This window comes from Brachybacterium halotolerans subsp. kimchii (genome assembly GCF_020792675.1).
In the GTDB taxonomy this organism is placed as follows: domain Bacteria; phylum Actinomycetota; class Actinomycetes; order Actinomycetales; family Dermabacteraceae; genus Brachybacterium; species Brachybacterium halotolerans.
In genome coordinates, this window is the sequence record NZ_CP086254.1 from 2,333,704 (window position 1) to 2,355,583 (window position 21,880).

18 protein-coding genes are annotated in these 21,880 nt (G+C 72.7%); 8 read left to right on the top strand and 10 right to left on the bottom strand.

What is annotated here, in order from left to right:
* Positions 1-3: 3 nt before the first annotated feature.
* The 5 genes from Bra3105_RS10510 to Bra3105_RS10530 form a co-directional block, all read right to left on the bottom strand.
* Entirely contained in the window at positions 4-1,758 is a 1,755-nt protein-coding gene (locus Bra3105_RS10510; protein ID WP_228359642.1) for a urocanate hydratase, read from the bottom strand.
* A gap of 121 nt (positions 1,759-1,879) precedes the next feature.
* Positions 1,880-2,743 (bottom strand): formate/nitrite transporter family protein, encoded by an 864-nt coding sequence (locus tag Bra3105_RS10515; RefSeq protein WP_323188817.1) that lies wholly within the window; start codon positions 2,741-2,743, stop codon positions 1,880-1,882.
* 78 nt (positions 2,744-2,821) lie between these two features.
* Positions 2,822-3,649 carry an SDR family oxidoreductase gene (locus Bra3105_RS10520; RefSeq protein WP_228356650.1) on the bottom strand — a complete coding sequence of 276 codons (828 nt, stop codon included), beginning with the start codon at positions 3,647-3,649 and terminating at the stop codon, positions 2,822-2,824.
* A 147-nt stretch (positions 3,650-3,796) separates the two neighbouring features.
* Positions 3,797-4,411 carry a pyridoxine/pyridoxamine 5'-phosphate oxidase gene (locus Bra3105_RS10525; protein WP_228356651.1) on the bottom strand — a complete coding sequence of 205 codons (615 nt, stop codon included), beginning with the start codon at positions 4,409-4,411 and terminating at the stop codon, positions 3,797-3,799.
* Between the two features lie 267 nt (positions 4,412-4,678).
* Complete coding sequence (locus tag Bra3105_RS10530; protein WP_228356652.1) at positions 4,679-6,112, bottom strand: hypothetical protein; 1,434 nt, start codon at positions 6,110-6,112, stop codon at positions 4,679-4,681.
* Between the two features lie 113 nt (positions 6,113-6,225).
* Here Bra3105_RS10530 and Bra3105_RS10535 point away from each other — a divergent pair, with 113 nt between their 5' ends.
* Both Bra3105_RS10535 and Bra3105_RS10540 read left to right on the top strand, forming a co-directional pair.
* Positions 6,226-6,933, top strand: a complete 708-nt coding sequence (locus Bra3105_RS10535) for an NADPH-dependent F420 reductase (RefSeq protein WP_228356653.1) — start codon at positions 6,226-6,228, stop codon at positions 6,931-6,933.
* A 12-nt stretch (positions 6,934-6,945) separates the two neighbouring features.
* Positions 6,946-8,112, top strand: a complete 1,167-nt coding sequence (locus Bra3105_RS10540; RefSeq protein WP_228356654.1) for a phosphotransferase family protein — start codon at positions 6,946-6,948, stop codon at positions 8,110-8,112.
* Positions 8,113-8,259: 147 nt separating this feature from the next.
* Here the strand turns inward: Bra3105_RS10540 and gdhA are convergent, their stop codons facing one another.
* Positions 8,260-9,603: an NADP-specific glutamate dehydrogenase gene (gene gdhA / locus Bra3105_RS10545; protein WP_152353880.1), complete on the bottom strand. Its 1,344-nt coding sequence runs from the start codon at positions 9,601-9,603 to the stop codon at positions 8,260-8,262.
* Between the two features lie 264 nt (positions 9,604-9,867).
* Here gdhA and Bra3105_RS10550 point away from each other — a divergent pair, with 264 nt between their 5' ends.
* Positions 9,868-11,172, top strand: a complete 1,305-nt coding sequence (locus Bra3105_RS10550; protein ID WP_228356655.1) for an MFS transporter — start codon at positions 9,868-9,870, stop codon at positions 11,170-11,172.
* Between the two features lie 20 nt (positions 11,173-11,192).
* Here the strand turns inward: Bra3105_RS10550 and Bra3105_RS10555 are convergent, their stop codons facing one another.
* Positions 11,193-11,807: a TetR/AcrR family transcriptional regulator gene (locus tag Bra3105_RS10555; protein ID WP_228356656.1), complete on the bottom strand. Its 615-nt coding sequence runs from the start codon at positions 11,805-11,807 to the stop codon at positions 11,193-11,195.
* A gap of 164 nt (positions 11,808-11,971) precedes the next feature.
* Positions 11,972-13,330, bottom strand: a complete 1,359-nt coding sequence (locus tag Bra3105_RS10560) for an NtaA/DmoA family FMN-dependent monooxygenase (RefSeq protein WP_228356657.1) — start codon at positions 13,328-13,330, stop codon at positions 11,972-11,974.
* A gap of 261 nt (positions 13,331-13,591) precedes the next feature.
* Between Bra3105_RS10560 and Bra3105_RS10565 the strand changes: the two genes are divergently transcribed.
* From Bra3105_RS10565 to Bra3105_RS10585, 5 genes are read left to right on the top strand one after another with little or no spacing between them, the layout of a single operon-like run.
* On the top strand, positions 13,592-15,247 hold the full coding sequence (locus Bra3105_RS10565; protein ID WP_228356658.1) for an ABC transporter substrate-binding protein: 1,656 nt from the start codon (positions 13,592-13,594) through the stop codon (positions 15,245-15,247).
* A gap of 1 nt (position 15,248) precedes the next feature.
* On the top strand, positions 15,249-16,316 hold the full coding sequence (locus Bra3105_RS10570) for an ABC transporter permease (protein ID WP_228356659.1): 1,068 nt from the start codon (positions 15,249-15,251) through the stop codon (positions 16,314-16,316).
* Positions 16,313-17,206, top strand: a complete 894-nt coding sequence (locus tag Bra3105_RS10575) for an ABC transporter permease (protein ID WP_228356660.1) — start codon at positions 16,313-16,315, stop codon at positions 17,204-17,206. The genes Bra3105_RS10570 and Bra3105_RS10575 overlap by 4 nt, the downstream gene beginning before the upstream one ends.
* Positions 17,203-18,879 carry a dipeptide ABC transporter ATP-binding protein gene (locus Bra3105_RS10580; RefSeq protein WP_228356661.1) on the top strand — a complete coding sequence of 559 codons (1,677 nt, stop codon included), beginning with the start codon at positions 17,203-17,205 and terminating at the stop codon, positions 18,877-18,879. Before Bra3105_RS10575 ends, Bra3105_RS10580 begins: the two co-directional genes overlap by 4 nt.
* Positions 18,876-20,168, top strand: a complete 1,293-nt coding sequence (locus tag Bra3105_RS10585) for an acyl-CoA dehydrogenase family protein (RefSeq protein WP_228356662.1) — start codon at positions 18,876-18,878, stop codon at positions 20,166-20,168. The genes Bra3105_RS10580 and Bra3105_RS10585 overlap by 4 nt, the downstream gene beginning before the upstream one ends.
* Positions 20,169-20,186: 18 nt before the next feature.
* Here the strand turns inward: Bra3105_RS10585 and Bra3105_RS10590 are convergent, their stop codons facing one another.
* On the bottom strand, positions 20,187-20,726 hold the full coding sequence (locus Bra3105_RS10590; RefSeq protein ID WP_228356663.1) for an O-acetyl-ADP-ribose deacetylase: 540 nt from the start codon (positions 20,724-20,726) through the stop codon (positions 20,187-20,189).
* A 52-nt stretch (positions 20,727-20,778) separates the two neighbouring features.
* Complete coding sequence (locus Bra3105_RS10595; RefSeq protein WP_228356664.1) at positions 20,779-21,702, bottom strand: NADP-dependent oxidoreductase; 924 nt, start codon at positions 21,700-21,702, stop codon at positions 20,779-20,781.
* Positions 21,703-21,880 lie beyond the last annotated feature (178 nt).

Below are 21,880 nucleotides of genomic sequence, written 5' to 3' on the forward strand. Positions count from 1 at the left end.
TCCTCAGATCTTCGCCGGCGCCGCGGTGGCGCCGGCCTTCGCGGAGGCCGCGCGCTGGGCGGCGTCGGGGTCCTCGGCGTCGCGCACCTGCGGCGGCATCGGCACCCGCACGCCGCGCTCCTCGGCGACCTCGGCCGCTCGCGAGTAGCCCGCGTCCACGTGCCGGAGCACGCCCATGGCCGGGTCGTTGGTGAGCAGGCGATCGAGCTTGCGCGCGGCGAGCTCGGTGCCGTCGGCCACTCCGACCTGCCCGGCGTGGATGGAACGGCCGATGCCGACGCCGCCGCCGTGGTGGATCGACACCCAGGTCGCGCCCGAGGAGGTGGAGGTGAGCGCGTTCAGCAGCGGCCAGTCGGCGATCGCGTCGGAGCCGTCGAGCATGCCCTCGGTCTCCCGGTAGGGCGAGGCGACGGAGCCGGAGTCCAGGTGGTCGCGGCCGATGACGATCGGGGCCTTCACCTTCCCGTCGCGCACGAGGTCGTTGAAGAGCTTCCCCGCCTTCGCGCGGTCGCCGTAGCCGAGCCAGCAGATGCGGGCGGGCAGGCCCTCGAACTCGACGAACTCGCCCGCGGCGTCGAGCCAGCGGTGCAGGTGCTCGTTCTCGGGGAACAGCTCCTTGAGCGCCGCGTCGGTGACGGCGATGTCCTCGGGGTCGCCGGAGAGCGCGACCCAGCGGAACGGGCCGAGGCCCTCGCAGAACAGGGGACGGATGTACGCGGGGACGAAGCCGGGGAAGGCGAAGGCGCGCTCGCAGCCGGCGCGACGGGCCTCGTCGCGGATCGAGTTGCCGTAGTCGAAGACCTCGGCGCCCTCGTCGGCGAACTCGACCATGGCCTGCACCTGGCGGCCCATCGACTCGCGGGACTTCTTGGTGAAGCCCTCCGGATTGGCCTCGGCCTCGGCGTGCCAGGTGTCCATGTCGTGCTCGATCGGCAGGTAGGACAGGGGGTCGTGGGCGCTGGTCTGGTCGGTGACGACGTCGATCGCGATGTCGCCGGCGCGGTGGCGCGCGAGCAGCGCGGGGAAGACGTCGGCCGCATTGCCGACGATGCCGATGGAGACGGCGCGCCGCTCCTCGCGGGCGGCGTTCGCGCGGGCGATGGCGTCCTCGAGGTCGTCGGCGATCTCGGTGAGGTAGCGCTTGGCGACGCGGCGCTCGAGGCGGGTGCGATCGACGTCGGCGATGAGGCAGACACCGCCGTTCAGCGTCACGGCGAGCGGCTGGGCGCCGCCCATGCCGCCGCAGCCGCCGGTCAGCGTGATGGTCCCGGCGAGGGATCCGCCGAAGCGCTTGGCGGCGACCGCCGCGAAGGTCTCGAAGGTGCCCTGGAGGATGCCCTGGGTGGCGATGTAGATCCAGGAGCCCGCGGTCATCTGGCCGTACATCATCAGACCCTCGGCCTCGAGGCGGCGGAACTCGGGCCAGGTCGCCCAGTCCCCGACGAGGTTCGAGTTCGCGATGAGCACGCGCGGCGCCCAGTCGTGGGTGCGCAGGATGCCGACGGGCTTGCCGGACTGGACGAGCAGCGTCTCGTCGTCCTCGAGGTCGGCGAGGGAGGCCAGGATCGCGTCGAACGCCTCCCAGGAGCGGGCGGCCCGGCCGGTGCCGCCGTAGACGACGAGGTCGTCGGGCCGCTCGGCGACCTCGGGGTCGAGGTTGTTCTGCAGCATGCGCAGGGGCGCTTCGGTCTGCCAGCTCTTCGCGGTGATCTCGGTGCCGCGCGGGGCGCGGACGGGGCGGGATCCGGGGAGGGTCATCATCGACTCCAGTGCATCGGGGGCGGAAGCTGCGTGACAGCACACCACCGCGCGCGGCCCGGGTCGACCCCACACCCCTCCTAGCGTCCGGTATGCGCGACGGAGGTCGGTTCACCAGGGGTCATAGGACCATCGAGGGGGTGTCATCGTCGGGGTCCTGCGCCGCGCGCTCGCGCCGGACGAGCTCCCAGGTGCGCACCATCCGGGGCAGGGCGAGGATCACCAGCCCGCCTGCCATGTTCAGCGGGACCACCCAGGCGCACCACACCAGCCAGTCGGTGTAGGGGATGTCGGCCCCCGCATGCATCGCACCGAAGATCACGGCCGAGCTCAGCGCGCCGTGCAGCATGCCGAGCCCCACCACGAGCAGCCCCGAGATCAGCGAGTTGGCGAGGGTGGCGATCCCCTCGTTGGAGCCCTGGCTCATCCGGGTCACCAGCGTGATCGTGAACCCCGCGAGCAGGGCGAGCGCCACGGTCTCGCGGGTGGGGCCGCTGGACATGTACTCGGTCGCGCTCTTCACGAGGAGATCGTCGAAGCGCGGGAACGCCGCGACGACGAGCCACGAGAAGGCCCAGCCGCCGATGAGGTTCGTCGCCAGGGTGGTCGCCCACAGGCGCAGCAGCTGCCACCAGGTGCCGTGCCGGGCGACGACCGCATGGATGGGCAGCAGGAAGTCCTCGGTGAACAGCTCGGAATGGGCCAGGCGCAGCGCGTACAGGCCGACGCCGAACGCGAGGCCTCCCAGGAGCTTCGATCCGGTCGCGTCGAGCACCGCGAGCATCGCCAGCAGCCCGATGCCGACGTCGATGCCGCCGAACAGCCCGGTGATGATCAGTGCGCGCCAGGTGCGGTTCAGTCGGTTGGCACCCTCCCTGACCGAGTTCACGAAGCCCTCGACCAGCGCGTCCTCGAGCGGCTCGTCGCTCGCGCCCAGGCTCCGCCTCTCCTGCGCCTGACCGCGGTCGTGTCCGGCCATCTGCATCTCCGATCCTCGGGAGCGATCCTCGGCGGCGCACGCTACCAGCGGCGACGGCGGCTCAGACGGTCCGGGGCGCCCCGTTCATGCCTCGAGCCACTGGTCGAGCGTGAGGTCGTCGACGATGGTGCCCTCGGAAGAGGGGACGAGCACCCCGCCGGCGAGCCGCCTGCCCAGGTACGGGTACTCCGCGACCAGGCTCGGCGAGCGGCCGGCGACGCTGCCGCGGGCGCCCAGGATCCTGCGCACGAGCTGCGCGGACGTCATCTCCTCCGGCCCGCGCAGGCGGACGATCCGGTTGCGCGGGTCCTCGCCCTCCTCGGGCGCGAGGCGCGCGTTCTGGCCGGGGACGATCTCCGGGACGACGCCGCGACCGGTCGCGATGATCTCCTCGGCGATGTGGTCGGCGGCGCGCTCGGTCGCCAGCGGCGCCATGCGCATCTGCGGCAGCACGGCGACGGGGCCGAGGCTCGCCTGGGCCACCATCTGCTCGCCGAGCTCGAACCACTGCGCGGAGCGGATGATCGTGGTGGGGATCGGCGCCGCCCGGTAGCCGCGCTCCTGCGCGCACTTGCCCCGGTAGTAGCCGAAGCCGAGGGCGGCGCCCGGTTTGGTGACCCCCGCGATCGAGATGCAGACGACGCGTCCCGCGCCGCCCTTCTTCGCCGCCGCGGCGATGTTCTTCGCGCTGCGTGCGAAGAAGCGGACGGCCGGCGTCGCGCGGATCGTGGCGATGTTCGTCGCGTCGACGACCACGTCCGCACCGTCGAGAGCGGCCTCCAGGCCCTCCCCGGTCTCCGTGTTCACGCCGCTCGCGCGGCTGAGTCGTCTCACGTCGTTCCCGGCCGCCTCCAGGCGGTCGGCGACGAGAGATCCGATGGTTCCAGTGGCCCCGAGAACAGCGATGTCCATGGGGCCACTGTAGGGCCGACCGCCCGATCGCGGACTCAGGCTTCGCGTTCGTTCATGTTCGGCTCGGGCGGGGTTCGCGAGCGCGCGGCGGAGCGGGCCGCGGGAGGGGCCGAGGGGCGATGGCGGAGGGGCGGGCCGAGGGCGCGATCAGCCGGCGGGCGTCGGGACGGGGCCGTGGGTCCAGGTGCGCGCTGCGGCGCTCGACGGGGCGGCCGCGTCGGGATCGGCCTGGGCCCGACCCTGGCCCTGGACCGTGTACTCGATCCGCGTGTGCTGGCGGTCCTCCCGCGCCTGCATGAACTCGAAGGCGCTCGGGACCAGCGCGTACACCTGCCAGTCGGGGTTGGGCTCACCGGTGAAGCTGGGACGCGAGGCCCAGTCGGCCTGGGAGGCCTCGTCGTCGAGCGCGATGACCGTGCCGGTGATGCGCACCTGCCGCCCGGACTCGCGCCAGAAGAAGATCATCGACGCCTTCGCGTCCTGCTCGAGCTGCGCTCCCTTGCGGGACGTGCGGTGGGTCGAGACCTGGTATGCGCCGTCCTCGATGTCCTTGAGGATCAGGGTGCGGCCGACGGGGAACCCGGCCTCGTCCACGGTCGTGAACGTCATCGCGTGGGGCTGGCGCGCCCCGCTCGCGATCGCCTCCTCGAGCCAGTCGCGGAAGAGCGCCTCGGGGTCCTCGGGCACGGAGTCCGGGTCGAGGACGGGCAGGTCGGACGGGAATGCGGGGAGCTTCCGCAGACGGTCACGCAGCTCAGTCATCGGGGAGGTCGCCTCTCTGCTGGACGGTGCCGGATCAGGCGCGGTCCACTGTACGGCGGCGGGTGACCGGGAGGCGGGCGACCGGTAGGCGGGTGGGATGGCGGTGGCGGGATCGGTCGACGGGGTGGCCAGGGACGTCGATCGGGAAGCAGGCCAGGGAGGTGGGTCGGGGAGGCGGAACGGCTTCGATGTCTCTGGGTGAGGTCTCCACGCGCAGAGGGGCGTGAGGTCTCACCCAGAGACATCGAAGCGGGGGATCCGGTGGGCTCAGGCGGCCTCGTCCTCGGCGTGGTCCTCGTGGTCGTGGCCCTCGTGGTCCTCGCCCTCGTGGTCGTGGCCGTCCTCGGAGTGCTCGCCGCCCTCGTCGGCGCCCGGGGAGACCTCGTACTCGCCCGAGGCGGTGCCCGTGGTCACCTGCATCTCGTGCGGGACCTCCGGCAGGTCGATCTCCTGGTAGGCCTTGCCGGTGTCGATGTCGACGAGCGTCAGCTTCTTGTTCTTCGAGTCGGCGACGAAGGCAGTGCCGTCGGCGACCGAGAGCATCGGCCCGGCCTCCTGCCACTGGTCCGGCTCGGTCCACTCCTCGGCGACCTTCGTCTCGTGCAGGACCTTGCCGCTCTCGGGGTCGAGGATGTTCAGCTCTCCGTCGGCCGTGAGGACGAGCGCCTCGCCGTCGGGCCCGCGGTCCAGGGAGCGGAACCAGTACTCCGAGCCCAGGTCGACGGTGTCGAAGGAGCCGTCGCGGGTGTCCAGAAGACCCACCTTCGTGGGGCGCTCGATGCCGCCCTCGGGGTCCTCCTCGACCTTGTAGTCGGTGAGGACGATCGGCGAGTCCTCATGGCCCTGCTGGTTGCCCGAGCGCTGGAAGTCCTCGTCGACGTGGATCTTGTGGAACTCCCCGTCCTTGTACATGACGGGCCCGTTCTCGCAGCCCAGGGTGACGATGTCCCCGTGCTCGTCGGGCTTCGCGGCGGCCTCGCCGTGGACGCCCGGGCAGTCCTCGGTCTTCGCCGTGACCTTGCCGTCCGCATCCTCGACGACGACGGTGTGGCGCTCGTCCTCGGTGCCGACGGTGTGCAGCAGCGAGCCGTCGGACAGCGGCACGGCGACGCCGTGGTGCGGGGCGTCAGTCCGGGCCTCGGCGACGGTCTTCAGCTGCCCGTCCGCGAGGGCCGTGGAGTCGAAGACGGTGATCGCGCCGGTGCCGTCGGCGAAGGTCGCGGTCTTCTCGCCGTGGGGGACGACGTGCCCGGGCTCCTCGGCGGGGATCGTGACGTCGGAGAGCAGGGCCGGGTCCTGCGTGTAGTAGTGGAAGTGGTCACCGTGCGCCTGGGCGATGAGGCCGGTGTCGTACGCGGTGATCGAGGATCCGGCGCTGACCATGACGCTGCGGCCGTCGCCCGAGGGGTTCAGCCGCACGTAGCCCTCGACGGGAGTCTCGTCGATGACCGAGCCGTCCGAGGAGTCGAGCGTGGTCACGCCGCCCTCGTGGGCGAGGACGATGCGCGGGGTGAGCGCGCCGACCTCGGTGCGGTCGGAGGCGGCCTGGGCCGCGGACTTCTTCGAGTCCTCGCCGTCGGAGGCGGCGGATTCCCCGCCACCGGCCCCGCATCCGGAGAGCGCGAGCATCGAGGCCGAGACCGAGGCGACGAGAAGCCCCCATCGTCGCCGCTTGGTGAGAATGGTTCCTGAGTGAGTCATGCGCAGGACCGTAGCATGTTCTGAGAATGATTCGCATCTGAGTATCGAGGGCGGACTGCCGACAAGGTCGGGGAGGCCGTCCGATGCGCGAGCCCGCGGGCTAGGGTCGGAACATGGCAGACCCGCAGCATCTCCCCACCATCGGCACCATCGGGGCCGGGCACATCGGATCGACGGTCGCCCGCCTGGCGCAGGCCGCAGGGATCGACGTGGTGCTCAGCAACAGCCGAGGGCCTTCGTCGCTCGAGGACCTGGCCCAGGACATCGGCTCGCACGTGCGGGCCGGCACCACGGCCGAGGCCGCAGCGAGCGACATCGTGGTGCTCACCGTCCCTCTGCTGACACTGACCTCGCTCGATCCCGAGCTGCTCGCGGGTCGCATCGTCGTGGACACCATGAACCACTACCCCGAGCGCGACGGGACGATTCCCGCACTCGATTCCGGCACGACCACCTCTGGCCTCACCGCGGCGCACTTCCCTGACGCGCGCGTCGTCAAGGGCCTGAACAACATCGTGCACTCGCACCTGCTCGCCCTCGCACGTCCGAGCGGCGCCTCGGACCGATCCGCCCTGCCGATCGCGGGCGATGACGCCGCCGCCAAGGCCGAGGTCACCCACCTTCTCGACGCACTCGGCTACGACGCCCTCGATGCCGGGCCCCTGAGCGAGGGATGGCGCTTCGAGCGCGGACGCGAGGCCTACACGCTCCCCTACGCCGCCGATCCCGAAGCTCTGCGCGCGAGCACGCCCGGAGCGCGCCCCGAGGGCGCGCGCCCCGCGAGCACCGAAGACCTGCGTCGGGCGCTCGCAGAGGCGTGAGAAGAGACCACGATGACCGGCACGCCCTCCCCCGCGACCGCCTCGGTGCCCACTCCCCCAGCGGCCGCCTCACCCCAGATGGGGAAGCGGATCCAGCGCGCCTGGCATGAGGAGACTCTGCTGCTCCCCCTGCGGGACGCAGGTCATGCACGGCGCCTTCCGGGCCAATCCAAGCATTCCCGGCTCGCCGGCCTGGGCGGCCCTGCGCACGTCGAGCTGCTCGGCACCGGCGAGACCTTCGCCGCATGGCGCCTGCGCGCGGAGGACGGCACCGCGCTGCTGGTGCGGATCCCCTGGCACGCTCCCGCCCACCCTCTGGCCGACGAGCTCGCCGCCCTCACCCAGCTGCCACCCGACGTCGGCCCCGAGCCCCTCGCCCTGCACGACGATGCGGAGTCGAGCCCCCTCGGGGCACCGTACCTGGTGACGACTCCCGTGCCCGGTCGCATCCTCGCGCCCGCACAATGGACCCGGGACCACCTGGCTGCTCACGCGGAACGTCTCGCCCACCTGCATCGAGTGGCGACGCCGGGGCGCGGTCCGGTGACGCTCGGGGCGGATCCATGGGAGCGCATGGAGTCCGGTCGCCTCTCGCTCCTCGAGCTCTTCGAGGCCGACACGGAGTCGGTGGACGCGGAGGTGCTCGCAGGGGTCGGAGGCCCGGGCATCCTTCGGTCCGCCGCACAACGGCTGCGGGCGGCCGACTCCGCCTTCGCGGATCTCGAGGGATTCGTGCTCAGCCACGGCGACCTGTGCGCGACGAACATCGTGTGGGACGCGCAGGTCCCCCGCTTCATCGACTTCGAGTGGTCGATGGGTGACGATCCGGCGCGGGACCTCGCGATCATCGGAGGCCCGGTGCACGGCGGCCCCTGGTACGTGCCGCTCGCCGAGGAGGACATCGAGGACTTCATGGGCAGCTACCTGCACGCGCGCACACGGCTCGACGATGCGTCCGAGCTGCCGCGCCTCGAGGGCCAGACGCCGCTCCTGCCCGCCCGGACGCTCGACCCGGCTGGTCTGCGCGCTCGGCGCGACGCGTGGGAGGTCTTCGAGAAGACCGCGATGCTGCTGCACGTCGCAGGCCGGGTGGCCGAGCGCCGCGCGGCCGACGACCACTACTCCACGGCGCTTCCCATCCTTCGCGACACCCTCCGCGCGCGCCTCGGCGCCGACTGACCCCGCTCGAGGCGGCTCGAGCCGGCACGAGGCGGCCCCATCCACGCCGCGACAGCGCGAGAAGTACGAAACGGTTGCCAAGACCGATCTTGGCAACCGTTTCGTACTTCTCGCCGGCCGGCCACGTGGGGACGGCCGCGCTGCGGATCAGATGACGCCGAAGGCGATCATCGCGTCGGCGACCTTGCGGAAGCCGGCGACGTTCGCGCCCACCACGTAGTCGCCGGGGCGGCCGTACTCCTCGGCCGTCTCGAGGCAGGTGCGGTGGATGCCGACCATGATGTCGGTGAGACGGCCCTCGGTGTAGTCGAAGGACCAGGCGTCGCGCGAGGCGTTCTGCTGCATCTCCAGGGCGCTGGTCGCGACGCCGCCGGCGTTCGCGGCCTTGCCCGGGCCGTAGGCGATGCCCGCCTCGCGGAACACCTCGACGGCATCGGGGGTGCAGGGCATGTTCGCGCCCTCGGAGACCGCCTTGACCCCGTTCTTGACGAGGGTGCGGGCGGCGTCGGCGTCGAGCTCGTTCTGGGTCGCGCTCGGCAGGGCGATGTCCACGGGGACGTCCCACACGCTGCCGCCCTCGACGAAGCGGGAGCGGCCGCCGCGGCGATCGGCGTACTCGGCGATGCGGCCGCGCTCGACCTCCTTGATCTGCTTGAGCAGCTCGAGGTCCAGGCCGTCCTCGTCCACGACGTAGCCGGAGGAGTCCGAGGCGGTCACGGCGATGCCGCCCAACTGGGCGGTCTTCTCCGCCGCGTAGATCGCGACGTTGCCGGAGCCGGAGATCGCGACCTTGCGGCCGTCGAAGGACTCACCGCGGGCCTTGAGCATCTCGTCGGCGAAGATGGCCGCGCCGTAGCCGGTGGCCTCCTTGCGCACGAGCGAGCCGCCCCAGTCCAGGCCCTTGCCGGTCAGGGTGCCGGCCTCGTACTTGTTGGTCAGGCGCTTGTACTGGCCGAACAGGTAGCCGATCTCGCGGGCGCCCACGCCGATGTCACCGGCGGGGACGTCGGTGTACTCGCCGATGTGGCGGTGCAGCTCGGTCATGAAGGACTGGCAGAAGCGCATGACCTCGCCGTCGGAGCGGCCGTGCGGGTCGAAGTCGGAGCCGCCCTTGCCGCCGCCGATGGGCAGGCCGGTCAGGGAATTCTTGAAGATCTGCTCGAAGCCGAGGAACTTCACGATGCCCACGTTGACCGAGGGGTGGAAGCGCAGTCCACCCTTGTACGGGCCCAGCGCCGAGTTGTACTCGACGCGGAAACCACGGTTGACCTGGACGGTGCCCTGGTCATCGACCCACGGGACACGGAAGATGATCTGGCGCTCCGGCTCGCACAGGCGGGTGATGATGCCCTGGTCCGTGTACTCGGGGTGGCGGTCCTGGATGACCTCCAGCGACGAGAACACCTCGCGCACGGCCTGGTGGAACTCCGGCTCTCCCGGGTTGCGACGCAGCACGGCGTCGTAGGTCTCCTGCAGGGTCGAATCGAGCATCGCGGTCCTTTCGCTCGGGGCAGGTGAGGGCACACAGGTGTGCCCGGGCCTTCAACAGGTGGGGCGCTGGGGACACACTACGAGCCATGACGTCTCACGTCACGGGACGATCGTCCTGCGGGACGGGACGAGGGGCCGACGGGCCCGACGGCGCCGGCCGACGGTCGCGGCGTCGCCCTTTCCACGCCTTCTCCTCGCGCGCGTTCTCGCGACCCCTCGCGGGACGCTCGCGCGCGCGTTCCCGCGGAGCGTGCAGTCGTACACATGACCGCTCTTCGACCGGCCCGGGCCGCGGCGCCCCCGGCCCGACTCCGCCGCGCCCGCTGGGCGGTGGCGGCGCTGTTCCTCACCAACGGCGCCCTGCTCGCCAACGTGCTCCCCCGCTACCCCGAGATCAAGCAGTCCCTGGGGCTCGCGAACTCCACGTACGGCCTGGCCATCGCCGCCTTCCCCACGGGCGCGATCCTCGCCGGGCTCGCGGCGGCGCCCGCGATCAGGCGCCTGGGATCCGCCCGCGCGGCGACCATCGGCACGGTGCTGACGGCGCTCGCGCTGCTGATGGTCTCTGCCGCGCCCTCCGCCGCGATGTTCGCGCTCGCGCTGGGTCTCGCGGGCGCGTGCGACGCGATCACCGACGTCGCCCAGAACGCTCACGGGCTGCGCGTGCAGCGCGCCTACCGCCGCTCGATCCTCAACTCGTTCCATGCGGTGTGGTCGATCGGAGCGGTGCTGGGCGGCTCGATGGCTGCCGCCGCGATCGCCCTCCGCGTGCCGCTCGGGATCCACCTGACGGTCTCGGCGGTGCTCTTCGCCGTCATCTCGCTGGTCGCACTCCGCTTCTGCCTGCCAGGGAAGGACGAGGGCGCGCAGGACGCGCAGGCGCCGGACTCCGCGCCGGTCTCCGTCCCGGAGCCTGAGCCCGAGCGCATGGAGACGGAGCACGCGGAGCCCGAGCACGCGGCGCCCGACACGACCCCGTCCGGCGCGGGCCCGTCGGCCGCCGCCCGCATCTCCACCCGCACCCTGCTGCTGCTCGCGGCGCTGGTCGTGCTCGCGATCGGCGGCACCGTCGTCGAGGACTCGGGCAACTCGTGGGCCGCACTGTTCCTGGGCCGGGACCTGGGCGCGAGCGCGGCGGTCGCCGCCTACGGGTACATCGCGCTGGTCGGGGCGCAAATCGTCGGCCGCCTCGTCGGCGACCGCCTGGTCGACCGCTTCGGCCAGCGGACCGTCGCCCGCGCGGGTGGGCTCCTCATCGCCATCGGCATGGGCGCCGCCCTCGCGATCGCCACGGTCCCCGCCGTCATCCTCGGCTTCGCCGCGGCGGGCCTGGGCTGCGCGACGCTGGTCCCGGCCGCCATGGGGCACGCCGACGAGCTGCCCGGACTGCGCCACGGCACCGGGCTGACCGTGGTCTCCTGGCTGATGCGCCTCGGCTTCCTCGCCTCGCCGCCGGTGGTGGGGCTGATCGCCGACGCCGCATCACTGCGGGTCGGCCTGCTGGTGGTGCCGGTCGCGGGGCTCGCCGTCATCGTCGCGGCGGGGGCGCTGCGCGGCCGACGAGTCTGATCGAGGAACCCGAGCCGGTCTCAGTGCTCGTCGGTCCCGCGCGCGATCCGGGCGAGGGCGTCGGCCGCGAGGCCTTCGCTCGCGGGGTCCGCGTGCAGGGCGCGGTGGATCGTGAGCCCCTCGTTCATGGCGTCGAGGATCTGCCCGGTGCGCGGGTCGACGAAGGGCTCGAGGGTCGCGCGGGTGCGCGTCATCCAGGTGGTGGTGATGTCGCGGAACTCGGGCCTGCGCGCGGCGAGCGTGTAGAGCTCGAGGGTGAGGATCAGGTCGCGCTGCGTGGCCAGGACGTCCTCGTCGATGTTCCGGCTGAACTCGGCGAGCGCGTCGTCGAGGTCCTCGGCCGCGGCCATGCGCCGCTCGGCCTTCCGGGCGACGGAGTCGGCGAAGCGCGTGAAGGCCTCGCGGAGCAGTTCGTCCATGCCGCTGAAGTGGTAGGTCATCGAGCCGAGGGGGACATCGGCCGCAGCGGCGACGCGACGGTGCGAGGTGCCCGCCAGCCCGTGCTCGGCGATCACGTCCAGGCACGCGTCGATGATGCGGTCGCGGCGGTCCGGGTCGTATCGGCGTGCACGGGGGCCACGAGCCCCGGACCGATCGGATGCGGGGTCGCCCTGCTCGACCGAGGACGGACTCATCGCGCTCTCAGCCCCGCCCGCCGAGCGCGGCGACGAGGCAGGCGAGAGGGTCCTGGGTGAGCGGGGCCGGGGTCTGCGTCACCCGGTCGAGTCTAGGCCCGCCGCCCGCGCCGCCGTTCGTCGACCGCCCCGCCCTCCGGTGCCCGGGCCCGTCGTACCGGACCTCAGACCCCGACGCCCTCGAAGGCCCCGCGGAACCGGGCCGCGGGATGCGAGTCCGGCAGCCGGTCCGCGCCCGAGAGCCGCCCGCGCAGGGTGCCCTCCCGCTGCGGCAGCCGCCCGCGCTCGCGCAGGATCGGCGAGACCAGCTCGGCGAAGTCCCGCACCGTGTCGAAGGAGTGGTACTGGCGCAGGTTGATGCCATCGATGCCCTCGACGTCGAGCCAGTGCTCGATCGCGTCGGCCACGACCTCGGGCGTCCCGGCCACGAAGAAGCGGTCCTGCCAGGCCTCGTCGACCGCGTCGAGCAGGTCGCCGACGGTCTCGTGCGCGCCCTTGCGGCCGACGGGGGTGTCGGCGGGGAGACCCTCGATCTCGAGGGCCTCGGCGATGGTGCGCTCGCGCGGGTGGTCGAGCGCACGGATCGGCACGGACTGGTGGACGAGCATGCCCTCGGTCGAGCGGTGCGCCTTGTAGCGGGCGAGCTTCTCGTCGACCTCCTCCTGCGTGGGCGCGGTGATCACGGCCGCCTGGACCACGAACTTCGGGTCGGAGGCGTCGCGCCCGGCGGCCACGGCGGCCTCGCGCACGGCGGGGACGGTGCGCTCGAGAAGCGGGCCGTGGGTGAAGACGATCTCGGCGTGCTCGCCCGCGCGCTTCGCGCCCGCAGGAGACGCCGTCGCGAGGATCAGCGTGGGCGTGCGCTGCGGGGACGGCTCGGCCAGGTGCGGGCCGGCGACGCGGAAGTTCGCGCCCTCGTGGTCGATCCGGTGCACCTTCGCGGGGTCGGTGTACACCGCGCCCTCGGCGTCGCGCACCACGGCCCCGTCGTCCCAGGAGCCCTCCCACAGCTTGTAGAGCACCTCGAGGTACTCGTCGGCGATCTCGTAGCGGTGATCGTGCTCGATCTCCTCGGAGAGGCCGAAGTTGCGGGCGGCGTTGGGCAGGTAGGAGGTGACGATGTTCCAGCCCACGCGGCCGCCGGTGAGGTGGTCGAGCGTCGACATGCGGCGCGCGAAGGCGAAGGGCGGCTCGTAGCTCGTGGAGAACGTGATGCCGAAGCCCAGGCGCTCGGTGACCGCGGCCATCGCCGGGACCACGAGCATCGGATCGTTGCTGGGGATCTGCAGCCCCTCGCGCAGCGCGGTCTCGGCCGAGCCGCCGTAGACGTCGTAGGCGCCCTGGACGTCGGCCAGGAAGATCGCGGTGAACCCGCCGTCCTCGGCGATCCGCGCGAGCTCCGTCCAGTAGTCCAGGTCGGTGTACCGGTGGCGGTTGTTCCCGGGCAGGCGCCACAGCCCGTGCGTGATGTGGCCGACGCAGTTCATCTCGAACAGGTTGAGGATGAGCGGTTTGGGCGACATGGACCGTCCTGGGTGATCAGCGGGTGCGGGTGGGGCTCGACGTCCTGCACTCTCCGCCGCCCGGTCGCGCGGGCGCATCCCGTGTGACGGCGCATGACGGCGGATGCCGTCGCCCGCCCGCGCCGGGCACGCAGGAGACGTCCGGCGTCGCAGGCCGTCACAAACCTTTGGTCAGCCATCACCCCTGCTTAGTGTCGGGCGGGTCCGGGACCGATCCCGCGTCACCGGTACCCGCCCCTCCCCGCACACCAGGAGCCGCCCATGCGACCCCGCCCCGCCCTCGCCGCCGTCGCGGCGATCGCCGTCCTCGCGGTGCTCGCCGGCTGCGGGACCGCCGACCCCTCCGCCTCCCTGCCCGCGGGCACGAAGGAGGGCGGCGACCTCGTGTACGCCACCGACCGCGAGCCCACCTGCCTGGACCCCCACAACAGCGGCGACATGCCGCAGACCTACATCGCCCGCCAGTACCTCGACTCGCTGGTCTCGATGAAGGCCGACGGCACGGTCGTGCCCTGGCTCGCCCAGTCCTGGCACGTGTCGAAGGACGGGCTGACCTACGACTTCCACCTGAAGAAGGGCGTGGAGTTCACGGACGGGGAGCCGCTGGACGCGGACGCGGTGGTCGCGAACTTCGAGCAGATCATGGACCCGGACACGCAGTCCTCGACCGACCTGCTGTACCTCTCGCCGTACTTCGAGAAGGCCACCGCGGTCTCCGAGCACACGGTGCGCGTGACCCTCAAGCGTCCCTACTCGCCGCTGCTCACGGTGCTCTCGCAGGCGTTCTTCGGCATCGAGTCCCCCAAGGCGATGGCCCGCGGGCTCGAGGCGAACTGCGCGGCGCCCGTCGGCACGGGCCCCTTCGAGGTCGCCGAGTGGAAGCGGAACCAGGAGGTCGTGCTGGTGCGCAACGACGACTACGACTCCGCCCCGGCCGACGCGAAGCACCAGGGCCCCGCCTACCTCGAGAAGGTCACCTGGCGGTTCCTCAAGGACAACACCGCCCGCTTCGGCGCCCTGCAGTCCGGGAAGGCGCAGGCCATCTTCAACCTCCCGCCCGAATCCGTACCCGCGGCGAGCGCCGACCCACGCATCGACACCGACGACTTCGTGCACTCCGGCGTCCCCTTCGCCCTCGACCTCAACACCGACAGCCCGCAGCTGTCCGACGTGCGCGTGCGCCGGGCGATCGTGCATGCGGCCGACGCCGCCGGGATCGTCGAGAGCGCCTACGCGGGCGTGTTCCCCTACGAGGGCAACGCCCTGTCCAGCGGCACCCCGGACTACGACGAGAGCTACCACGAGCCCTTCCCCTACGACCCGGACAAGGCGGCGGCGCTGCTCGACGAGGCGGGCTGGACGGGCCGCGACGCGGACGGCTACCGCACGAAGGACGGGAAGACCCTCACGCTGCGCCTGCCCTATAACTCGGATCCCGGCGAGACGCCCCCGGCGGACCTCACGATCTTCCAGAACTTCCAGGCCATGGAGAAGCGGGCCGGGATCAAGGTGGAGCTGCAGCCGAAGGACGCGGCCTCGATGACCGCGATCAAGCAGGACCCCACCACCTACGACGTCAAGGGCGGCTACTGGAACAGCCCCACGCCCGGCGTCATGTACATCAAGTTCTCCCAGGAGACCCTCGACATCGACAACGGGCAGAACGTGGCGCGCGACTTTGACGACGAGCTCGATCGGACCCTCGTGCAGGCCGCCGGCACCACCGACCCCGAGAAGCAGCAGCAGCTGTACTCCAAGGCCCAGGGGATCCTCACGTCCCAGGCCTGGCACCTGCCGCTCTATCCCGTCCAGACGCGCCTGGCGACGAGGTCCGACCAGGTCCGGGACATCTGGATCGAGCCCAGCGAGGGCGAGCCCGTGCTGCACGACGCCTACCTGATCCGGGACGGAGCCTGAGATGACCGCCGAGACCACGTCCTCCGCCCCAGCGCCCGTCGGCCCCGTCGGCCCCGGGGAACCGGCCGCGCCCACAGGCCCCGGGCCCGCCGCGCCGCCGGCCGCCCTGCTCGCCCGCCTGCGCGCCTCCCTGCCGGGACGGATCGCGCTGCGCGTGCTCTCCGCACTGGTCCTGCTGTGGGCCGTCGCGACCATCGTGTTCTTCCTGCAGCACCTCGTGCCGGGTGATCCGGCGCTCGCGATCCTGGGCGGCGCCTCGGCGAACCCGCCGCCGGAGACCGTCGCCGCGGTGCGCGCGCAGTACGGCTTCGACCAGCCCCTGCTCGTGCAGTACGCGGACTTCCTGGGCGGTCTGGTGCGCGGGGACCTCGGCAGCTCGTACACGATGAAGGAGCCCGTGGCCCGGATCATCGCCGAGCAGATCGTCCCCACGCTGCAGCTGACCGGCGCCTCCCTCGCCATCGCGTGGGCGATCGCGATCGGCAGCACCCTGCTCACGGCCACCCGTCCCGGACTCGCCGCGCGCATCGGCTCGGGCCTCGAGGTCGTCCTCGCCGCCCTGCCCCACTTCTGGCTCGGCGTGGTGCTGCTCGTCGTCTTCGCGGTGACCCTGCAGTGGCTCCCGGTGGTCGACGACGGCCCCGCTGGGCTCGTGCTGCCCGCGCTCACGCTGGGCGTCCCGCTCGGCGGCTTCCTCGCCCAGGTCACGCGGGACGAGTTCGACGCCGCCTCCCGCCAGCCCTTCGTGCTCTCCGCCCTCTCGCGCGGCACGCGCCCTAGCGACGTGCGCCGGCGCCACGTCCTGCGCCATGCCGCCCTGCCGGGGATCGCGCTCTCGGGTTGGGGACTGGGCTCGCTGATCTCCGGTGCGGTCGTGGTCGAGGTGATCTTCTCCCGCCAGGGCATCGGCCAGGTGCTGGTGACGGCCGTGACCTCGCAGGATCTCCCGCTCGTGATCGGCGTGACCTTCGTCGTCGCGCTCGTCTACGTGATCGCGAACATCCTCACCGACCTCGCCGCCGTGGCCGTGGACCCACGGCTGCGCACCTCGATCGGAGGCGCCTCATGACCGCTCTCGCCACCGCACCGGAGACCGCCGCCCCGGCGGCCGGCTCCCGTCCCCGCGCCCGGCGGGCCCGCCCCGCGACGACCCTGCGCAGCGTGAGCTTCTGGCTCGCGGCCGTGGTCGTCGTCCTGGTGCTGCTCGCGGCGGTCGCGCCGGGTCTCCTGGCCCCGCAGGACCCGCTCGAGATCAGCCTCGGCGAGAGCTTCGACGCCCCCAGCGCCGCGCACGTCTTCGGCACCGACCAGTCGGGGCGCGACGTGTTCTCCCGGGTGGTCCACGGCGCCGGTCAGTCGCTCGCGATCGGTCTCGGGGCGACCGCGATCGGTCTGGTCGGAGCCATCGCCCTGGGGCTCCTGGGCGGCCTCGGCGGGCGCCTGGCCGACGCCTCGGTGACCCGCGTGATCGAGGTCCTCTACGCCTTCCCCGGGATCCTCCTCGCGCTCATCCTCATCGCCGTCTACGGCAGCAGCGCGCTCACCCAGATGGTCGCCGTGGGCGTCGCGACGATGCCCGGCTACGCCCGCATGGTGCGCGGCCAGGTGCTCGCCGTGAAGGGCTCGCTGTACGTGGAGTCCGCTCGCGCGCTCGGCCACTCCCCCGCCCGAATCCTCACGCGCACGATCCTCCCCAACGCCTTCCGCCCGCTCACCGTGCTGGTGACGCTCGGGGTGGGCCAGGCGATCGTGTGGGCCGCGGCGCTCGGCTTCCTGGGCATGGGCGTGCAGCCGCCCACCGCCGAGTGGGGCGCGATGCTCAACGCCGGCCGCACCTACATCCAGCAGGCCTGGTGGATGGACTTCTTCCCCGGCATCACCATCGTCGTCTTCACCCTGTCCCTCACCGTGCTGGGCCGTCACCTGCAGCGCGCCGCCGACTCCGGAGCCTCCCGATGAACGCCCTGATCACCGCCCAGAACCTCTCGGTCTCCTTCGACGACGTCGAGGTCGTGCACGACGTCTCGCTCGCGCTGCGCCCGGGCAGCTGCCTGGGGATCGTGGGCGAGTCCGGCTCCGGGAAGTCGGTGACCGCCCGCAGCCTGCTGGGGCTGAACGGCGAGCGGGCGGCCGTGCGCGCCGACCGTCTCGAGGCGGCCGGCACCGACCTGCTGCGGGCGTCCGACGCCCAGCTGCGCTCCCTGCGCGGCCGCCGCATCGGCTACGTGCTGCAGGACGCCCTGGTCTCCCTGGATCCGCTGCGCCGCGTGGGCGCGGAGATCGCCGAGCCCCTGCGCGTCCACGGCGTGCCGCGGCGCGCACGTGAGGGCCGGGTGCACGAGCTGCTCGCGGCCGCCGGCGTCCCCGAGCCCGAGCTGCGCGCGCGTCAGCTGCCCAGCGAGCTCTCCGGCGGTCTGCGCCAGCGCGCGCTGATCGCCGCGGCGCTCGCCCTGGACCCCGAGGTCCTGATCGCCGACGAGCCCACCACCGCCCTCGACGTCACCGTGCAGGCGCAGATCCTCTCGCTGCTCGAGGCGAACCTGGCCGCGGGACGCGCGATCATCCTCATCAGCCACGACCTCGCCGTCGTCGAGCGCCTGGCCGACGAGGTGCTGGTGATGAAGGACGGCCGCGTCGTCGAGCAGGGGCCCACGTCCCAGGTCCTGTCCCGCCCCGCCGATCCGTACACGCGCCGCCTGCTCGCGGCCGTCCCCTCCGCCCGCTCCCGCGGATCGCGCCTCTCCGACGCGCCCCCGCTCGAGCTCTCGGCGCGGGACCGGGAGCGGCTCGGCGCGCGGCGCGCGGGAGCACGGCCCGCGGCCGACGGTGCACCCGCCGCCGAGGCCCCGGTGCTGCAGGTCGAGCACGTCTCGAAGCGCTTCCGCGGACCCGACGGGCGCGAGCGCACCGTCGTGGACGACGTGTCCTTCGCGCTCGCGCCGGGCGAGACCCTCGGGATCGTGGGCGAGTCCGGATCCGGGAAGTCGACGACGGCGCGCATCGCGCTGGCTCTCACCGAGCCGAGCGCGGGGTGCGTCCTGCTCGACGGGGAGGCGTGGTCGGGGCTGCGCGAGCGCCGCCGCCGCGAGCGCCGGGGCCGCATCTCCGTGGTGCCGCAGGACCCGCTGGGCTCCTTCGACCCCCGCTGGGACGTGGGCCGCACCATCGCCGACGCGATCCCCGCGGACGTCGGGGGCTCCGCCCGCAGCGAGGCCCGGTCCCGACGGGTGTCCGAGCTGCTCGAGGCCGTGGGGCTCACCGCGGCCCATGCCCGCCGCCATCCCCTGACCCTCTCCGGCGGACAGCGCCAGCGCGTCGCGATCGCGCGCTCCCTGGCCACCTCGCCGGAGATCCTGGTGCTCGACGAGCCGGTCTCCGCGCTCGACGTGTCCATCCAGGCGCAGGTCCTCGACCTGCTCGGCGACCTGCAGGAGGCTCTCGGCACGGCGCACCTGTTCATCTCCCACGACCTGGGCGTCGTCCACCACGTGTCCGACCGCGTGCTGGTCATGCAGGCGGGTCGCGTGGTGGAGCAGGGCACCGCCGACGACGTCTTCTTCCGCCCCCGCCACGACTACACCCGGGAGCTCGTCGCCGCGCTCCCCCACCCGACACTCCAGGAGACCGCATGAGCACCACCACCGCACCCGACGCCCCGACCGCCCCGGCCACTCCGAGCGACTCGGCCGACTCGGCCGCCGCGACGCTCGAGGATCTGCGTGCGCGCTTCGCGCCCGTCCTCGCCGAGATCGCGGAGGGCGCGGTCGAGCGCGAGCGCGAGCGCCGCCTGCCCTTCGACGAGGTCCGCGCGCTCGCGGACGCGGGCTTCACGGCGATCACCGTCCCGAGCGAGCACGGCGGATCCGGGGCCGACGTGGAGACCCTGTTCGCCCTGCTCATCGACCTCGGTGAGGCCGATTCGAACCTCCCGCAGCTGCTGCGCGCCCACTTCGCCTTCGCCAACGGCCTGCTGCTGGGCGACGAGGAGGCGGATCCGAGCACCTGGCAGCGCCTGCTCGCCGGCGGCGCCGTCTTCGGCAATGCGAGCCATGAGCGCTCCACCGCGCGGGTCGGAGACCTCGCGACCACCGTGACCCCCGACGGTGAGGACTTCCTGATCAGCGGCGAGAAGGCCTACTCCACCGGCTCGATCTTCGCGGACTGGATCAACGTCACCGCGCAGACGCCCGACGGCCGGCGCGCCCGCGTCACGGTGCGTCGCGACGACGACGGCGTGCAGGTGCGCGACGACTGGGACGGCTTCGGCCAGCAGCTCACCGGCAGCGGCACCACGGTGCTGCACGACGTGCGGGTGCCCGCCTCCCGGGTGCGGATCCGGGGTGGGAGCGCGGACGGCCTGCCGACCCCTCAGACCGCGTTCCTGCAGCTGGTGCTGCTGTCCTCGCTCGTCGGTGTGGGGCGGGCGGCGCTGCGCGACGGCGTCGATTTCGTGCGCTCGCGCACCCGCGTCTACTCGCGGGGCAGTGGGGCCACGGCGGCGCAGGATCCGCTGGTCCAGGCGGTCGTCGGCCGGCTCTCGGCGAGGCTCGCCGCCGCGGAGGACTCCGTGCTCGCCGCCGCGCGCCTCCTCGGCCGCGCGCAGGAGTCGGTGATCCGCGATCATCGCGACGGGGTGGCGGGCTCGGAGCGCTCGCTCGCCCTCATCGACGCGGCCGAGCTGCGCACCGTGCAGGCGCAGCTCACCGCCGTGGAGAACGTGCTCGCGGTGACCACGCAGCTGTTCGAGGTGGGCGGGGCCTCGGCGACCTCGCGCGGCCGAGCGCTGGACCGGCACTGGCGCAACGCCCGCACCCTGTCCTCGCACAACCCCGCGATCTACCAGGAGCGCGCGATCGGCGACCGGCTGCTCAACGACTCCGAGCTGCTCTACTTCTGGTCGACGGGAGAGAAGAAGAGCTGAGGGCCGCCGCGGGTTCCCTCAGACCGCCTCGAGCGCCTCCCGGTACGCCGCGAGGGTCGCGTCGTCGAAGAGCCAGAACCGGATCTCCTCGAACCCGCCGAGCGCGGTTGCGGTGTCCCGCACGGTGCGGATCGCGATGGCTGCCGCACGCTCGACGGGGAAGCGGTAGACGCCGGTCGAGATCGACGGGAAGGCCACACTGACCAGGCAGTTCTCGCGTGCGACCTCGAGGCTGCGCCGATAGCAGGAGGCGAACTGGGCGTCCTTCTCCTGCCGGCCGGCCTCGTCGGCCCGCGTCGACCAGACGGGGCCGACGGTGTGGATCACGTGGGCGGCGGGCAGGTCGTGACCGCCGGTGATCTTCGCGTCGCCGGTCCCGCAGCCGCCGAGCGTGCGGCACTCGGCGAGCAGCCCCGGACCGGCGGCACGATGGATCGCGCCGTCGACCCCGCCGCCGCCCAGCAGCGTCGAGTTCGCGGCGTTGACGATGGCGTCGACGTCGCCGTCCGTCGTGATGTCGCCGCGGTGCAGGGTGATCGGGGCCGTCGGCTCGCTCATCTGCGCACTTCCCTTCTCACCCTTTCTCACCCCGGGGCCGCCCAGGGCCCGCTCACTCGCCGACGCGGACCACGATCTTGCCGCTGGTGTGGCCGTCCATGCTCGCGCGGAAGGCGTCGGCCGCCTGCTCGAGCGGGAAGGAGTCGGCAACGTCGACGCGCAGCTTGCCGGTGTCGACCATGTCGGCGAGGACGGCGAGGTCCTCGGCATCGGGCCGCACCCACATGTAGGTGCCGCCGGACTCCGCGACCGAGCCGTCGGCGATCGAGGCGTGCCGACCGCCGTCCGCGAGCACGGCGAGGGTCGCGTCCAGCACCCCGCCCACGTAGTCGACCACGACGTCCACGCCGTCGGGCGCGAGCTCGCGCACGCGGTCGGCAAGGCCGTCGCCGTAGGTCACGGGCTCGGCGCCCAGGGAGCGCAGGCGGTCGTGGTTCGGCTCGGAGGCGGTGCCGATGACGCGCGCGCCGAGTGCCACGGCGATCTGGACGGCGAAGCTGCCGACGCCGCCGTTCGCGCCGTGGACCAGCACGGTCGTGCCCTCGGCCACGCCCATGCGGGTGAGGGACTGGTAGGCGGTGAGGCCGGCGAGTGGCAGGGCGGCGGCCTGCTCCCAGTCGAGCGCCGCGGGTTTGCGGGCGAGGGTCCGCACGGGCACCGTCATCTGCTCGGCGAAGGAGCCCTGTTCGACCCAGTCCTTGCGGCCGTAGGCCATGACCTCGTCGCCCTCGACGACCTCGGTGACGTCCAGTCCCACGGCCTCGACGACGCCCGCGACGTCCCAGCCCGGGATCGCGGGGAACTCGACGTTCATGAGCGGATCGAGGCCGCCGGCCACGATCTTCCAGTCCACCGGGTTCACGCCGGCGGCGCGAACGGCGAGGCGCACCTCGCCGGGGCCGACCTTGGGGGTCTCGACCTCGCTGACCTCGAGGACGTCAGGGTCTCCGTACGTGCTGTAAGTGATGGCCTTCATGTCCCTTGCGAACGCGCGCGGCGGGGGTGCGTATTCCGAGGTGCGGCCGACGGGCAGACGGGTCCCTGGGGTGATCGCCCAGCGACGTCGGAGGGGCGGACTTCCCGCACGAGCGCGCCGGGACGCCCTCGAGGGCGGCTCGGATCTTGTTAGGGTGCCAGGGCGGATGTGCCGTGGG

What these genes read in the sequence shown, in the direction of transcription:
- Bra3105_RS10530 (WP_228356652.1), bottom strand. Translation starts at nt 6,112, where the DNA reads ATGACTCACTCAGGAACCATTCTCACCAAGCGGCGACGATGGGGGCTT.
- Bra3105_RS10575 (WP_228356660.1), top strand. Translation starts at nt 16,313, where the DNA reads ATGACCGCTCTCGCCACCGCACCGGAGACCGCCGCCCCGGCGGCCGGC.
- Bra3105_RS10580 (WP_228356661.1), top strand. Translation starts at nt 17,203, where the DNA reads ATGAACGCCCTGATCACCGCCCAGAACCTCTCGGTCTCCTTCGACGAC.
- Bra3105_RS10515 (WP_323188817.1), bottom strand. Translation starts at nt 2,743, where the DNA reads ATGCAGATGGCCGGACACGACCGCGGTCAGGCGCAGGAGAGGCGGAGC.
- Bra3105_RS10540 (WP_228356654.1), top strand. Translation starts at nt 6,946, where the DNA reads ATGACCGGCACGCCCTCCCCCGCGACCGCCTCGGTGCCCACTCCCCCA.
- Bra3105_RS10585 (WP_228356662.1), top strand. Translation starts at nt 18,876, where the DNA reads ATGAGCACCACCACCGCACCCGACGCCCCGACCGCCCCGGCCACTCCG.
- Bra3105_RS10560 (WP_228356657.1), bottom strand. Translation starts at nt 13,330, where the DNA reads ATGTCGCCCAAACCGCTCATCCTCAACCTGTTCGAGATGAACTGCGTC.
- Bra3105_RS10565 (WP_228356658.1), top strand. Translation starts at nt 13,592, where the DNA reads ATGCGACCCCGCCCCGCCCTCGCCGCCGTCGCGGCGATCGCCGTCCTC.
- Bra3105_RS10550 (WP_228356655.1), top strand. Translation starts at nt 9,868, where the DNA reads ATGACCGCTCTTCGACCGGCCCGGGCCGCGGCGCCCCCGGCCCGACTC.
- Bra3105_RS10535 (WP_228356653.1), top strand. Translation starts at nt 6,226, where the DNA reads ATGGCAGACCCGCAGCATCTCCCCACCATCGGCACCATCGGGGCCGGG.
- gdhA (WP_152353880.1), bottom strand. Translation starts at nt 9,603, where the DNA reads ATGCTCGATTCGACCCTGCAGGAGACCTACGACGCCGTGCTGCGTCGC.
- Bra3105_RS10590 (WP_228356663.1), bottom strand. Translation starts at nt 20,726, where the DNA reads ATGAGCGAGCCGACGGCCCCGATCACCCTGCACCGCGGCGACATCACG.
- Bra3105_RS10555 (WP_228356656.1), bottom strand. Translation starts at nt 11,807, where the DNA reads ATGAGTCCGTCCTCGGTCGAGCAGGGCGACCCCGCATCCGATCGGTCC.
- Bra3105_RS10525 (WP_228356651.1), bottom strand. Translation starts at nt 4,411, where the DNA reads ATGACTGAGCTGCGTGACCGTCTGCGGAAGCTCCCCGCATTCCCGTCC.
- Bra3105_RS10510 (WP_228359642.1), bottom strand. Translation starts at nt 1,758, where the DNA reads ATGACCCTCCCCGGATCCCGCCCCGTCCGCGCCCCGCGCGGCACCGAG.
- Bra3105_RS10520 (WP_228356650.1), bottom strand. Translation starts at nt 3,649, where the DNA reads ATGGACATCGCTGTTCTCGGGGCCACTGGAACCATCGGATCTCTCGTC.
- Bra3105_RS10595 (WP_228356664.1), bottom strand. Translation starts at nt 21,702, where the DNA reads ATGAAGGCCATCACTTACAGCACGTACGGAGACCCTGACGTCCTCGAG.
- Bra3105_RS10570 (WP_228356659.1), top strand. Translation starts at nt 15,249, where the DNA reads ATGACCGCCGAGACCACGTCCTCCGCCCCAGCGCCCGTCGGCCCCGTC.